This is a genomic window from Desertimonas flava (assembly GCF_003426815.1).
GTDB classification, from domain to species: domain Bacteria; phylum Actinomycetota; class Acidimicrobiia; order Acidimicrobiales; family Ilumatobacteraceae; genus Desertimonas; species Desertimonas flava.
The window spans coordinates 1-13,324 of the sequence record NZ_QKYK01000043.1 but is presented as its reverse complement, the minus strand read 5'-3'; the positions used below and the strand labels follow the sequence as shown (position 1 = coordinate 13,324).

At 70.3% G+C, this 13,324-nt stretch carries 15 protein-coding genes and 1 pseudogene; 8 read left to right on the top strand and 8 right to left on the bottom strand.

Going from position 1 to position 13,324, the window contains the following annotated elements; translation table 11 throughout:
* Positions 1 to 27: 27 nt before the first annotated feature.
* Entirely contained in the window at positions 28 to 1,077 is a 1,050-nt protein-coding gene (locus DN771_RS30950) for a glycosyltransferase family 2 protein (RefSeq protein WP_420810944.1), read from the top strand.
* A 21-nt stretch (positions 1,078 to 1,098) separates the two neighbouring features.
* Here DN771_RS30950 and DN771_RS27000 read toward each other — a convergent pair.
* Positions 1,099 to 1,941 (bottom strand): annotated as a pseudogene (locus tag DN771_RS27000) (lysylphosphatidylglycerol synthase domain-containing protein); the annotation flags it as partial.
* Between the two features lie 21 nt (positions 1,942 to 1,962).
* On the opposite strand from DN771_RS27000, the gene DN771_RS26995 reads away from it, so the two are divergent.
* The 7 genes from DN771_RS26995 (at position 1,963) to DN771_RS26965 (ending at position 7,407) form a co-directional block, all read left to right on the top strand.
* Positions 1,963 to 2,589, top strand: a complete 627-nt coding sequence (locus tag DN771_RS26995) for a sulfite oxidase-like oxidoreductase (protein ID WP_117000679.1) — start codon at positions 1,963 to 1,965, stop codon at positions 2,587 to 2,589.
* Positions 2,586 to 3,290, top strand: coding sequence for a ferredoxin reductase (locus tag DN771_RS26990; protein WP_193615421.1), 705 nt, complete (start codon positions 2,586 to 2,588; stop codon positions 3,288 to 3,290). The genes DN771_RS26995 and DN771_RS26990 overlap by 4 nt, the downstream gene beginning before the upstream one ends.
* A 138-nt stretch (positions 3,291 to 3,428) precedes the next feature.
* Positions 3,429 to 4,046, top strand: coding sequence for an MBL fold metallo-hydrolase (locus tag DN771_RS26985; RefSeq protein WP_117000678.1), 618 nt, complete (start codon positions 3,429 to 3,431; stop codon positions 4,044 to 4,046).
* 167 nt (positions 4,047 to 4,213) lie between these two features.
* The gene (gene sufC / locus DN771_RS26980; protein WP_227462500.1) at positions 4,214 to 4,909 is read left to right on the top strand and encodes a Fe-S cluster assembly ATPase SufC; all 696 of its coding nucleotides are present in this window, start codon (positions 4,214 to 4,216) and stop codon (positions 4,907 to 4,909) included.
* A gap of 55 nt (positions 4,910 to 4,964) precedes the next feature.
* The gene (locus DN771_RS26975; protein ID WP_117000677.1) at positions 4,965 to 6,215 is read left to right on the top strand and encodes a SufS family cysteine desulfurase; all 1,251 of its coding nucleotides are present in this window, start codon (positions 4,965 to 4,967) and stop codon (positions 6,213 to 6,215) included.
* Between the two features lie 29 nt (positions 6,216 to 6,244).
* On the top strand, positions 6,245 to 6,724 hold the full coding sequence (sufU, locus tag DN771_RS26970; protein WP_117000676.1) for a Fe-S cluster assembly sulfur transfer protein SufU: 480 nt from the start codon (positions 6,245 to 6,247) through the stop codon (positions 6,722 to 6,724).
* A complete protein-coding gene (locus DN771_RS26965) occupies positions 6,721 to 7,407 on the top strand; it encodes a PaaI family thioesterase (protein WP_117000675.1) in 687 nt (228 codons plus the stop codon). The genes sufU and DN771_RS26965 overlap by 4 nt, the downstream gene beginning before the upstream one ends.
* Before the next feature lie 45 nt (positions 7,408 to 7,452).
* On the opposite strand, the gene DN771_RS26960 is transcribed toward DN771_RS26965, so the two are convergent.
* The 7 genes from DN771_RS26960 to DN771_RS26930 are packed head-to-tail and all read right to left on the bottom strand — an operon-like array spanning position 7,453 to position 13,093.
* A complete protein-coding gene (locus tag DN771_RS26960) occupies positions 7,453 to 7,923 on the bottom strand; it encodes a YbaK/EbsC family protein (protein WP_117000674.1) in 471 nt (156 codons plus the stop codon).
* A gap of 41 nt (positions 7,924 to 7,964) precedes the next feature.
* Positions 7,965 to 8,783 carry a Fe-S cluster assembly ATPase SufC gene (gene sufC / locus DN771_RS26955; RefSeq protein WP_162942464.1) on the bottom strand — a complete coding sequence of 273 codons (819 nt, stop codon included), beginning with the start codon at positions 8,781 to 8,783 and terminating at the stop codon, positions 7,965 to 7,967.
* Positions 8,780 to 9,124, bottom strand: a complete 345-nt coding sequence (locus DN771_RS26950) for a non-heme iron oxygenase ferredoxin subunit (RefSeq protein ID WP_227462498.1) — start codon at positions 9,122 to 9,124, stop codon at positions 8,780 to 8,782. The genes sufC (DN771_RS26955) and DN771_RS26950 overlap by 4 nt, the downstream gene beginning before the upstream one ends.
* Positions 9,121 to 10,299 (bottom strand): Fe-S cluster assembly protein SufD, encoded by a 1,179-nt coding sequence (gene sufD, locus DN771_RS26945; RefSeq protein ID WP_117000672.1) that lies wholly within the window; start codon positions 10,297 to 10,299, stop codon positions 9,121 to 9,123. The genes DN771_RS26950 and sufD overlap by 4 nt, the downstream gene beginning before the upstream one ends.
* A gap of 31 nt (positions 10,300 to 10,330) precedes the next feature.
* Positions 10,331 to 11,440 (bottom strand): DNA glycosylase AlkZ-like family protein, encoded by a 1,110-nt coding sequence (locus DN771_RS26940; protein ID WP_117000671.1) that lies wholly within the window; start codon positions 11,438 to 11,440, stop codon positions 10,331 to 10,333.
* A gap of 58 nt (positions 11,441 to 11,498) precedes the next feature.
* A complete protein-coding gene (locus tag DN771_RS26935; RefSeq protein WP_227462497.1) occupies positions 11,499 to 12,290 on the bottom strand; it encodes an ABC transporter ATP-binding protein in 792 nt (263 codons plus the stop codon).
* Positions 12,287 to 13,093 carry an ABC transporter ATP-binding protein gene (locus DN771_RS26930; protein WP_227462496.1) on the bottom strand — a complete coding sequence of 269 codons (807 nt, stop codon included), beginning with the start codon at positions 13,091 to 13,093 and terminating at the stop codon, positions 12,287 to 12,289. The genes DN771_RS26935 and DN771_RS26930 overlap by 4 nt, the downstream gene beginning before the upstream one ends.
* Positions 13,094 to 13,324 lie beyond the last annotated feature (231 nt).

Here is a 13,324-nt window from a genome sequence, read left to right as displayed (position 1 = left end):
CGGGCGATCTCGGTAGCCTCGCGGCTCGTGTCTCCCCGGCGCCCGATCAAGCTGATCATCCAGATCCCGTGCTTCAACGAGGAGGCGACGCTGCCCGGCACGATCGCCGACCTGCCGACCGAGATCGAGGGCGTCGACGTCATCGAGTTGCTCGTCATCGACGACGGGTCGACCGACCGGACGGCGCAGGTCGCCCGTGAGCTGGGCGTCCACCACATCGTCAGCCACGACGTCAACCGGGGCCTCGCCCGCGGCTTCATGACCGGCCTCGAGGCGAGCCTCCGGGCTGGCGCCGACATCATCGTCAACACCGATGCCGACAACCAGTACCAGGGCAGCGACATCCCCAAGCTCGTCGCCCCCGTCCTCGACGGCCAGGCCGACCTCGTGGTGGGGACCCGTCCACTGAGCAACATCGAGACCTTCTCGCCCATCAAGAAGGCGTTGCAGCACATCGGCACGCATGCCGTCCGCGTGCTGTCCGGCACCGACGTGCGCGACGCCACCAGCGGGTTCCGGGCCTTCTCCCGGGAAGCGGCGCTGCGCCTCCAGGTGCACGGCCGGTTCACCTACACCCTCGAGACGATCATCCAGGCCGGCGCGGAGGGGCTCAAGCTCAAGGCCGTGCCGATCGGTGTCAACCCTCAGACCCGCCCGTCGCGCCTCTTCAAGAGCTCGTTCGCGTACGTTCGCCGGTCGATCCCGACCATCGTTCGCAGCTACGCCCGGTACCGGCCGCTCGGCTTCTTCGGCTGGCTGTCGGCGATCCCCGGCGTCATCGGCCTCGTGCTCGTGGTGCGCTGGTTCATCCTGCGCTTCGTCAGCGACAACGACGCCAGCCGCGTGCCGAGCCTCGTCGGCGCCGCCGTCTGCCTACTGATGGCGGGCCAGATCCTCGCCCTCGGGTTCATCGCCGACATCCAGGCGGCCCACCGCAAGACCACGTCCGACGTGCTCGTGATGCTCCGTCGCCGCGAGTTCGGCACCGGCCCCGTCTCCCCGGCGACGCCCAAGGGCCACGACGGCGATGCCGAAGACGCCGAGCGCCAGATCGGCGATCACGAGCGAAGTGCGTGACAGCACGGCGACGGCGGTGGCGTCCGCCGACACCAGCACCGACCCCATCGTCAGCTTGAGGACGACCTCCCGGACACCCAGGCCGGCCGGGGCGAAGATGACCACGAAGCCCGCCGCCCACGCCAGCGCGAAGGCGCCGATCGACTGAACGAGCACCCTGACGTCGCCGTCGGGGGACATCGGCGAGGCGAGCACCGCCAGGTGGACGCCGAACAGGACGTACGTGAGGACCGAGGCGAGCACGGCGCCAGCCATGGCCCGCGGCCCGGGAAACGCCACGGCGAGCGGTCGCTTGAGCGCTCGTGACGCGAGGGCGAGCAGGCGTCGCTGTACCGATGGAACGAGCACGAGACAGACCGCCGGAGCGATCACGAGCAGCCACCATCGAGTGCGCAACTCCTCGGCGTCGACCCAGGGCAGCGTGAGGGCAGCCGTCACCACGGCGGTGACGACGAGCAACAGCATCTGCGTGACGAAGGCGGCGACGATGGTGATCCGCGAGATCCCGTGTCGGCGAGCGAGCGACATCTGGGCGACGACGGGCCAGACGCTGCCCGGGATGTACTTGCCGAGCTGGCTCGCCGAGAACACGGCGGTCGCCTCCGTGTACCCCAGACGGCCGCGGGCGACCTCGAGATCGTCGCCGGCGATGTCGACCAGCAGGATGCGCCAGCCGATGGCGAGAGCGATCCCGGCGCCGATCGCCGCGAGGGTGGACAAGACGAAGCGCACGGCACCGACACGCGGAAGCGCGTCGGTGACGTCGTCCCAGCTGGCGATCAGGGCCCAGACGCAGGCGGCCAAAAGCAGGGCGACGAGGGCAGGACGCGCGAAACGGGCGACGGACTTCGAGCGGGACGGCATGGCGTCTGGAACGATAGGGCGATGGCCGACTCCACACGAGGGTTCACCGGACGCGGATGGGGCGGGCGCGACCGCCGTCTTCCCCCTGGTCAATACGACACCGCAAGATCGGGAGGGGACGAGTGGCCGGTGTTGTCGGTCGAGATCACCCCGACGATCGACACCGACACGTGGACGTTCCGCGTCGACGGATTCGTCGAACACCCCACCACGTGGACGTGGAGCGAGATGCAGGCCCTGCCGCCCTCGCGCTACGAGGGCGACATCCACTGCGTCACCACGTGGTCGCGCCTCGGCGTGACGTTCGCCGGGGTCTCGGTCGACACGCTGCTCGACATCGCCTCCCCGCGGCCGGAGGCGGCCTTCGCGATGGCCACGTCGCACACGGGCTACACCACCAACCTGCCGCTCGACGACCTCACCGGCGGCAAGGCGTGGGTGGTCTGGGAGGCCGACGACAAGCCCCTCCCGGCCGACCACGGTGGGCCGGCGCGGCTGCTCGTCCCCCACCTCTACTTCTGGAAGAGCGCCAAGTGGGTCAGCGGGCTGCGGCTCATGCAGTTCGACGAGCCCGGCTTCTGGGAGCGCAACGGATATCACGATCGCGGAGACCCCTGGCGCGAGCAGCGCTACCAGGGCGACGAGTGAACGGCGCCCCACCGACGCGTCCGTGGGAGCACGCGACGGTCGTCTCGATCGAACCCGAGACCGCTCGGGTCGCCACGTTCCGGCTCCGCTTCGCCACACCCGTCGACTTCCTGCCCGGGCAACACGTCGTGGTCCGGCTCACGGCGCCCGACGGGTACCGGGCGCAACGGTCGTACTCCATCGCGTCGGCCCCCGACGGCGGCGACGAGCTCGACCTCGCCGTCGAACGGTTGGACGACGGTGAGGTGTCGGGGTTCCTCCACGACGGTGTCGAGGTGGGCGACTCGCTCGAGGTGCGCGGGCCGATCGGCGGATGGTTCACCTGGACCGGCGAGACGCCGGCCCTCCTGATCGGCGGCGGCACCGGCGTGGTGCCACTCATGTCGATGCTGCGCCACGCCCGCGCGACCGGAGGCGACGCCCGCCTCCTCGTGTCCGTACGCACGCCGGCCGACCTGCTCTACGCCTCCGAGCTGCGCGAGCGACCCGACACCACCGTCGTCTATTCGAGGGTGACCCCGCCGGGGTCGATGCGACCGGCCGGTCGCATCGGTCGGGACGACGTCGCGGCCCTGCTCGCCCCCGGGGCGACCACCTACCTCTGCGGGTCGTCGGGATTCGTCGAGGCCACGTCGGCCCTGCTCGTGGAGTTGGGAACCGACGCGGCGACGGTGCGCATCGAGCGCTTCGGTCCGTCCTGACCAGCCGGGCCGCTGGGCACCCGCCGTGGCGGCGCTCGCGGGTACGGTGAGGGCATCAGCGATGCCTCGACGACCACGTCCGGCGCCGGCCCGGCACCGGACACTTCCGACACCGACCTCGACACCGACCTCGACACGGTGCACACCACGCTGCACTGGTCGAACGCCGACGTGGTGGTCCACCGCGTCGTGGTCGGACCCTACGAGAACAACGTCTTCGTCGTGCGCTGCCGGGCCACCGGCGACGCCGCCCTGATCGACGCCGCCAACGAGCACGAACGCCTCCTCGAGCTGTGCCGGGGCCTCGGCGTCCGCAAGGTCCTCGAGACGCACGGCCATTGGGACCACATCCAGGCGGTGCCGGCCATCCGCGAGGCGGGGATCGAGGTCGGTGTCACCAGTGCCGACGCCCCGAAGCTCCGCGACGTCGGGTACGACGTGTTCATCGACGACGACGAGACGATCGAGGTCGGACGCCTGCGGCTCCACGCGATCCACAACCCGGGGCACACACCAGGGTCGGTGTCGTTCCACGTCGCCGGCACCCCGCTCCTGTTCACCGGCGACACGCTCTTCCCCGGGGGTCCCGGCAACACGAGCTTCGACGACGCCGACTTCGACACGATCATCCGCTCGATCGACAACCGCCTGTTCACGTTCCCGCCCGAGACGATCGTGCTGCCCGGCCACGGCGTCGACACGACCATCGGTGCCGAGCGACCGCATCTCGGTGAGTGGGTGGCCCGCGGCTGGTGACGCGCTCCGTCGGCCTGGCCGGGAATTAGCAACATCCGCGTAGGATTATCCCCGTGACGCAGCTGTTCCGTGTCGATGGCCTGCGGGCTGCCCCATCCGAGGCGACCCCGGCCCAGTCGGGTGACGGTGCCGGGACCGCCGGCGACGGCACCCCGGTCTCCGGCGACATCCTCAAGGGTCTCGACCTCACCGTCCAGGCCGGCGAGGTCCACGCCATCATGGGCCCCAACGGATCGGGCAAGAGCACGCTGGCCTCCACGCTGATGGGCTCGCCCGAGTATCAGGTGAGCGCCGGCACGATCACCCTCGGCGACGACGACATCACCGACTGGCCCACCGACGAGCGGGCCAAAGCGGGCATGTTCCTCGCCTTCCAGTACCCGCAGGAGATTCCCGGCGTCTCGGTCATCCAGTTCCTCCGCCAGGCTCTGTCGGCCCGCAAGGGCATCGACCTGTCGGTCCTCGAGCTGCGGCTCAGCGCGATGGAGTGGATGCAGCGGCTCGGCATGGACTCGTCGTTCGTCGACCGCTACCTCAACGAGGGCTTCTCCGGCGGCGAGAAGAAGCGCAACGAGATCATGCAGCTGGCGATCCTCGAGCCCCGCCTGGCGATCCTCGACGAGACCGACTCCGGGCTCGACATCGACGCCCTCCGCATCGTCGCCAGGGGTTTGCGCGCCGTCAAGGAGGACCGCCCCGACATGGGGGTCGTCCTCATCACCCACTACCAACGCCTCCTCGACGAGGTGACACCCGACGTCGTGCACATCATGGTCGACGGACGGATCGTCACCTCGGGCGGCATGGAGCTCGCCCACCAGCTCGAGACCGCCGGCTACGAGGCGTTCAAGGAGTTGGTGTGAGCGAGCGCAGCGAGCGGGGGCGCAGCGAGCGGGGCCGCAGCCCCCGGGTGATCGTGTGAGCAGCGTCGCCGGCGTCGACCTGGCCGCGCTCAAACAGCGCTTCCCGGTGCTCGGCCGCGAGATCGACGGGCAGCCGCTGCACTACCTGGACTCGGCCAACACGTCGCAGAAGCCCGTCGAGGTGATCGAGGCGATGCGGCACTTCACCGAGACGAGCTACGCGCCCATCAACCGCAGCGCCTACCGGCTCGCCGCCGAGGCCACCGACGCCTTCGAGGCGGCCCGCCGCAACGTTGCCCGCTTCGTCAACGCCCGGCACGCCGACGAGATCGTGTTCACCAAGAACGCCACCGAAGCGATGAACATCGTCGCCTCGTCGTGGGGCGGCGCCCACCTCGGCGCCGGCGACATCGTCGTGCTCACCGAGATGGAGCACCACGCCAACATCGTGCCGTGGCACATGCTGGCCGCGCGCAACGGCATCGAGCTGCGCTGGGTGCGGCTCACCGCCGACGGTCGACTCGACCTGACCGACCTCGATCGGCTCCTCGACGGCGCCAAGGTCTTCGCCTTCACGGCGATGAGCAACGTCCTCGGCACGCTCACCCCCGTGACCGAGCTGTGTGCCGCCGCCCACGCCCACGGGGCGCTGGCCGTGGTCGACGCCTGCCAGTACGTGCCCCACAACGCCACCGACGTGCAGGCCTGGGATGCCGACTTCGTCGGGTTCTCCAGTCACAAGATGTGCGGCCCCTCGGGCATCGGCGCCCTGTGGGGCAAGGCCGAGATGCTCGATGCCACTCCCCCGTTCCAGGGCGGCGGCAACATGATCGCCGACGTGCGCACCGACGGGTTCACACCGGCGCCCGTCCCGGCCAAGTTCGAGGCCGGCACACCCCCGATCATCGAGGCGATCGGCTTCGGCGCCGCCGTCGACTTCCTCCGGGACATCGGCATGGATCGGGTGCACGCCCACGAGCAGGCACTCACCGAGTACGCCCTCCAGATGCTGCCCGAGCGGTTCGGCGACGACATCGTCCTGCACGGTCCCCGGGACGCGAGCGTCCGGGGCGGTGTGCTCAGCTTCGCGTTCCGGGACCTCCACCCCCACGACGTGTCGCAGGTGCTCGACCAGCGCAACGTCTGCGTGCGGGCCGGGCATCACTGCGCCAAACCGCTGATGCGCGTACTCGACGTCGCCGCAACGGTGCGGGCAAGCTGGTACCTCTACAACGATCGCCACGACATCGACGCCCTCGCCGATGCCCTCGACGGCGCGTCCGACATCTTCGGACTCCCGATTTAGCCGCTTCTCCCCCGACCCCAGGAGCCACGATGCCCGGTCTCGAAGACCTCTACCGCGAGATCATCCTCGATCACTACCGGACGCCCCGCAACCGCGGCGAGCTGCCCACCCCTCCGGCGAACGTCGCCCGTGGACACAACCCGCTCTGTGGTGACGAGATCACGGTCTACCTGCAGGTCGACGGCGACACCGTGACCGACGTGAAGGTCGGCGGTCAGGGCTGCTCGATCTCGCAGAGCTCGGCGTCGATGATGACCCAGGCGATCAAGGGCCGCTCGATCGACGAGGTGCGGGCGCTCGTGCGCCGCTTCAAGGGCATGATGTCGATCGACAGCGACGAGCAGGGCGACACGATCGATCGGGCCGACGAGCCCACCGCCGACGACGTCTCCGATCTCGGCGATCTCGCCGCATTGCAGGGCGTCGTGAAGTTCCCGGTGCGCATCAAGTGCGCCACCCTGGCGTGGAACACGCTGCTCGACGCGATCGACAACCCCATCAGCGCGTGAGTCTCTGGGAGGCCGGCGACGAGCTGTCGCCGGACGCCGCGGCTCGCCGGGCCGCCGGTCGGGCCGTGCGCGACATCGGCCACGCGATCGTCGGTCACGTCGCCGACGTCGAACTGCTCGACGAGGTGACCGCCACGCTGAACGCCCTCGTGGCCCGCCTCGAGCAGGGTGCGCCGCGCCAGCGCAGCGAGTCCGAGTTCGCCGACCGCACGTACACGCCGACCCCGACGGAGGCCCACGTCGAGTCGTACGACGACCGCCCGTTCTCGGGCAGCGCCAGTCCGTGGGGCGTCGACCTGCGGGTCCACCGCCGCGGCGACGTCGTCGAGGCCGAGCTGACGTTGCGGGCCGCCCACGAGGGCGCTCCGGGCCGCGCCCACGGCGGCATCGTCGCCGGGCTGTTCGACGACGTCTTCGGGTTCGCCCTCGGCATCATCGGCAAGCCGGCGTTCACCGGGGAGCTCTCGATCCGCTACGCCGCCCCCACCCCGCTGCACCGGCCGCTGCTGTGCCGGGGCCGGGTCGATCGGGAGGACGGCCGCAAGGTGTGGATCACCGGCGAGCTGATCGACGTGACCGCTCCGGGCGAGCCGGTCGTCGCCCGCGGCACCGGGCTGTTCATCACCGTCGACCCGACGCTGTTCGCAGCGAAGACGCAGCAGCTCCCCGCGCCCTCCGAGTAGCGCGGTAACAGATGGTGCCAGGCACCATCTGTTACCGCCAGCTGCTCAGTCCTTCCGCAGGTCGGTCACGGTGCCGCCGCTCGCCGCAACCAGATCGGCCGGGGCGATGCGGAACACGTCGTTCCAGGTCCCGGCGGCCGCCCAGACCTCGTCGTACTGCAGCAGGTCGGGGTCGATGAAGACGGGCAGCTCGGTGGCGTGGCCGAACGGCGGGACCCCGCCGATCGGGAACCCGGTCGCCTCGCGCACGGCGTCGGCGTCGACGCGGGCGCACTTCGTCCCGCCGGCGGCGACCGCCAGCTTCTTCTCGGCCAGCTGATTGGCCCCGCTGACGTAGGCGAGAACGATCTTGCCGTCGACGCCGAAGATCAGGCTCTTGACGATCTGGCCGACCTCGACCCCGATCGCCGCCGCCGCGTCGGCCGCCGTCTTGGTGCCGTCGGGAAAGTGGAACGTCTCGATCTCGAGACCCCGTTCGCGGGCAGCGGCGACGACCTTGGCGACGTTGGGATGCATGCGCCCACGATGCCATCACCGCCCGCCGGGTGACGAACGAGTCAGCGCGGCGGGGCGAAGAGATCGTCGAGCCCGCCCGCCGACGGCGCCGGCTCGTCGACCTCGTCGCTGAACGCGGCGTAGCCGTCGGCCTCGAGCACGTCGGCCAGCTCGGGACCACCCTCGGCGACGATCCGACCCTTGACGAGGATGTGGATCGTGTCGGGGTGCAACTCGGTGAGCAGCCGGTTGTAGTGGGTGATCACGAGCACACCGAGCCCCGGCGACACGTCGTCGGGCTGCGTCAGGGCCTCGACGCGCTGCGCGCAGGCGCGCAGGGCGTCGACGTCGAGCCCGGAGTCGAGCTCGTCGAGGATGGCGATGCGCGGGCCGAGGACGGCCAACTGCAGCGTCTCGTTGCGCTTCTTCTCGCCCCCCGACAGGTCGACGTTCAGGGCGCGGTGCAACAGCGCCGTCGGCAGGCCGATGCGCTCGGCCTCGGCGGCGAGAACGGCGTCGATGTCGGAGCCGCCCCGGCCCCGTGCCGACAGCGCCTCGCTCATCACGTCGTCGAGCGCCACACCGGGCACCTCGGTCGGGTACTGCATCACGAGGTGGAGACCGGCGACGGCCCGTTCCCACACGGACATCGACAGCACGTCGGCGCCGTCGAGCGTGACCGAGCCGCCGAGGATGTCGTAGCCCGGCTTGCCCATCACCGCGGCCGACAGCGTGCTCTTGCCGGCGCCGTTGGGACCCATGACCGCGTGCACCTGACCACTGGCGACCGTGAGGTCGATCCCGCGGAGGATCTCCTTGCCACCGACGGCGACGCGCAGGCCCTTGATCTCGAGCACGGATTGAGGGGCGGGCGCGGTCATCGATCATTCTCCAGTCGCTGGTCGGAACGGATGCTGCTGGACACGGTGACGGTCCCGTCGGCGACGACCACGTCGAACACGGGCACCGGCTGCGTGGCCGGCAACGTGCCCGGGGTGCCGTCGACGAGGCTGAAGACGCTGCCGTGCTGCGGGCACTCGATCTCGAGGTCGTCGCGGTACACCTCGCCGTCGGAGAGCGACACGTCGGCATGGCTGCACACGTCGCCGATCGCGTACACGTCGTCGTCGATGCGCACCAGGCAGACGGCGTGGTCGCCCACCATGACGCGGGTCGCCGTGCCTTCCACGATCTCGGCCAGGGGAAGGCTGACCGACGTCACGACGCCTCCCTCGTGGCCTCGATGGAGGCCACGTCGAGCTTGGCGGCCACGCTGGCGCGCAGCTCGGCGGCGAGCGCCGGGACGGGCAGCTGCGACAGCACCTCGTCGAAGAAGCCGAGCACGATCAGCCGGTCGGCGACGTTGGTCGGGATGCCGCGGCTCTCGAGGTAGAAGCGATGTTCGGGGTCGATCGGGCCGACGGTCGAGGCGTGGCTGCAGCGCACGTCGTTCGTCTGGATGTCGAGGTTGGGGACGCTCTCGGCCCACGCGCCCTGCCCGAGCGTGAGGTTGCGGTTCGTCTGGAACGCCGCGGTGCCCCGAGCGTGGGGGCGGATCTTGATGAGGCCGGTGTACACACTCGCCGCGTCGTTCTGCACGGCGCCCTTGAACAGGAGGTCGCTCGACGTATGGGGGGCGTCGTGATCTTGGATCGTGCGGAAGTCGTGCATCTGCTCACCGCCGGCGAAGTACAGGGCCACCTGCTTCGTGCTGGCGCCGCGCCCGGATGCTCTGGCCTCCGTGCGCGTGCGTGCGTAGTGACCTCCGAGAGCCACCGTGGACAGCAGGATGGTCGAGTCGGCGTCGCCGACCGCCTGCTGGTGGCCGATCTGCCAGGCCCGCTCGGACAGCTGGTTCACCGACAGGTAGCGCACGCGGGCGGCTCGGGCGGCACGAATGTGGACCACCGGGACCACCAAGACGTCGTCGTTCGACGTGAACCGCTCGACGACCGTGACGTCGGCATCCTCGCCGACGTCGATGACGAGACGGGGGAACACGGCCGACTTCGCCACCGGCACGTTGTGGGTGATCACGATCGGCTCGGCCACGGTCCGGCCGGCCGGCACCTGCACGACGGTCGGCGTGGCGAACGCCGTGTTCAGCTCGGCGAAGAGGTCGGGGGCGACGTCGTCGACGGCTCCGTCGAGGACGGAGGGGAAGCTCGCCAGCGAGGCGGCGTCGACCACGATGCCGTCGGTCGCCCCGGTGACCGATGTCTCCAACGGCCCGGCCTCGAACGCGCCGAGGTCGAGCTCGCCGATGCGGCTGTACCGCCAGATCTCTTCGGTCGTCGTGGGCCAGGGCTGCGCAGCGGCCCGTTCGGCGGCGGCGACTCGGGCGTCGCCGAACGGCGCATCGAGGGCGCGTGCGGACTCGGGGGTGAACGCGTGCACGACCTCCAGGCTACGAGCAGGAACGGCCGGATCAGGCTTCCGGTCGCTCGAGGGCGAGGTCGAGCCAGCTGGCCAGATCGGCGATCTCGGCGTCGATCGAGGCCTCCATCGCGGGCGTCAGTTCGGTGTCGGGATGCACGGCGTCGACCCGCAGCACGCCCTGCTTGCGGTCGGCGGTGGCGTCGAGCTTGCCCACCAGTTCGTCGCCGTGGAGGATCGGCATCGCCCAGTAGCCCCACCGCCGTTTCGCCTTCGGCTTGTACATCTCGAGGAGGTACTCATAGTCGAACAGCTCGGCGACCCGCTTGCGGTCGAACACGAGGTGATCGAGCGGCGACAGCAACGCGGTGCGGCCTTCGAACGGCTCGTCGACCGCCGCCAGCTGGTCGGCGTCGACCCGCCACTTGCCGCGGACCCCCTCGACCGTGACGAGCGTCCCGACGGGACCCACGTGGTTGGGGATCGTGGGGGTCGCCGGCGCCTTCTCACGGGCGATGCCGAGGGCCCGCAGCCGGAGCTCGTTGCGCATCCGGGCCGCGTCCTCGCGCGACGGCACCGGGTCGTCGGGGTACACACGCTCGGCGAGGTCCCACAAACGCTCGTTGCCGCGGCGGCCCGGCGTGGCCACCTCGCCCCGCGCCGCGAGGATCTCGAGCATCTGGTTGACGTTGCGGTCGTTCGTCCAGCCCGTCGACCGCCACGGTACGACGCACGTGTCGGGGAGCTCGCCCGCGACGAGTGGCCCCTCGTCGGCGAGACGCCGGAGGATGTCGCGACGACAGGCGTCGTTGGCCTCGACCCACCTGTTGGCTCCGCGCTGCCAGTCGGGGATGTCGACCCCCTCCCGGCGGGCGTTCATCTCGGCCCGCAGCAGGGCGACGTCCTCGGCCGGGCGGATCATCAGGCCGATCTCGATCAGCGCCCGGCCATCGAGCGCCGCCTGGAGCTCCTCAGGCGCGTACCCCGAGCCGAGCCGGCTCCACAGGACGAGCTGGGCACTGCGGGCGACAGCGTTGGTCGGATCGTTCTGCAACACGCCGAGGCGCTGCACCGCCTCGATCAGTCCGCCTGGCCGGCGGGCGTCGAGCAACTGCGCCCGCACGGCGATCCGCCGCGCCTGCTGCTTGCTCAGGACCTCCACTCCGTCGAGTGTCGCATGTGATCGCCCCGAGATAGTGCCAGGCACTATCTCGGGGCGATCACGAGCGGTCGGCCGCGCTGCTGAGGTAGGCCTCGATCACGGCGGGGTCGTTGGCCACCACCGACGGCTCTCCGATGGACACAACCCGGCCGAAGTCGAGCACGCAGATGCGGCTCGAGATGTCCATCACCACGCCCATGTCGTGCTCGACGATCACCACGGTCACGCCGAGCTCGGCGTTGACGTCGAGCACGAAGCGCACCATGTCCTCGGTCTCTTCCTGGTTCATGCCCGCCACCGGCTCGTCGAGCAGGAGGATGCGCGGCTCCATCGCCAGCGCCCGGCCCAACTCGACGCGCTTCTGCAGCCCGTGCGGGAGCGAACCGACCTGGTGCGAGCGGATCGGCTGGATCTCGAGGAAGTCGATGATCTCCTCGACGCGGCGGCGGTGGGCGATCTCCTCGTTCACCGCGCGCCCCATCCAGATCGCCCCGCTGATCAGTCCCGACCGCATCTGGTGGTAGCGACCGAGCAGCAGGTTCTCGACCACGGTCATCGTGGGGAACACCTCGACGTTCTGGAACGTGCGCACCACGCCCGACGCGGCGACCTTGTGGGGACGCATCCCGGTGATGTCGCGGCCGTCGAACCGCACGGCGCCGAACGTCGGCCGGTACACGCCGCTGATGCAGTTGAACACGGACGTCTTGCCGGCGCCGTTGGGTCCGATCACGGCGAAGATCTCGCCCGCGTGCACGTCGAAGCTGACGTCGTCGACGGCCGTGACGCCCTTGAACCGCAGCGACAGCCCGTCGACGCTCAACAGCGGCTGGGTTCCCGGACCGGTCACGACAACCACCGCTTCTTGCGCCGGTAGTGCTTGATCTCGCGGTAGTTGGTGTGCGTGCTGCCATGGACCCCGAGGTAGAACTCGCGAATGTCCTCGTCACGCAGGAGCTTCTCGGCCGGAGCGTCCATGACCACCCTCCCGTTCTCGAGGACGTACCCGTGGTCGGCGATCTCGAGGGCCATGCCCGCGTTCTGCTCGACGAGCAGCACCGACGTGCCGTCCTCGTTGATCGAGCGGATCACCGCGCCGATCTCCTCCACGAGCTTCGGCGCCAGGCCGAGACTCGGCTCGTCGAGCAGCAGGATCCGCGGCGCCGCCATCAGGGCTCGACCGATGGCCAACATCTGCTGCTCGCCGCCCGACAGGTAACCGGCCGCCTGGGTGCGCCGTTCGGCCAGCCGGGGGAACCTCGTGTACACCCGGTCGAGGTCGTCGCCGATGTTGCGGTGACGGCGTTGGGTATGGCCGCCCGTCCGGAGGTTCTCGTCGACGCTCAACGTTGGGAACACCTGGCGTCCCTCGAGCACCTGGGCGAGTCCGCCGCGCACCATCTCGGCCGCCGCCGCCCTGGTGACGTCGCGGCCGTGCAGCAACACGTGGCCCTTGCGCAGGTCGCCGTCGTGCAACTCGAGCAGCCCGCTGATGGCCCGCAGCACCGTCGTCTTGCCGGCGCCGTTGGGACCGAGCAGGGCGACGACGCCACCGTCGGGAACGGCCAGGCTCACGCCCCGCAGCACCTGCGAGAGCCGGTGGTAGAACACCTCGAGGTTCGTCACCTCCAGCGCCGTCGCGACGTCAGCCACGCCAGCCCCATCGGCGGCGCGGCGGTCGGATCCGGTCGGCCCCCATGCCACGATCCGACTCCGTCGGGGGGCTCGGGGGGCTCGGGGGGCGGTAGCCCCCCGATGCGGCGACGAGCGGAGCTTGCTGGGTGTTCATAATGGTGGTTGCCGGCCGGTCGGCCTGATCGGTCGGGTAGGCCATCGTCACTGGCGTTGCCATGGCTCTGGAGCTTGGTGTCGCGGCGCCGTGCC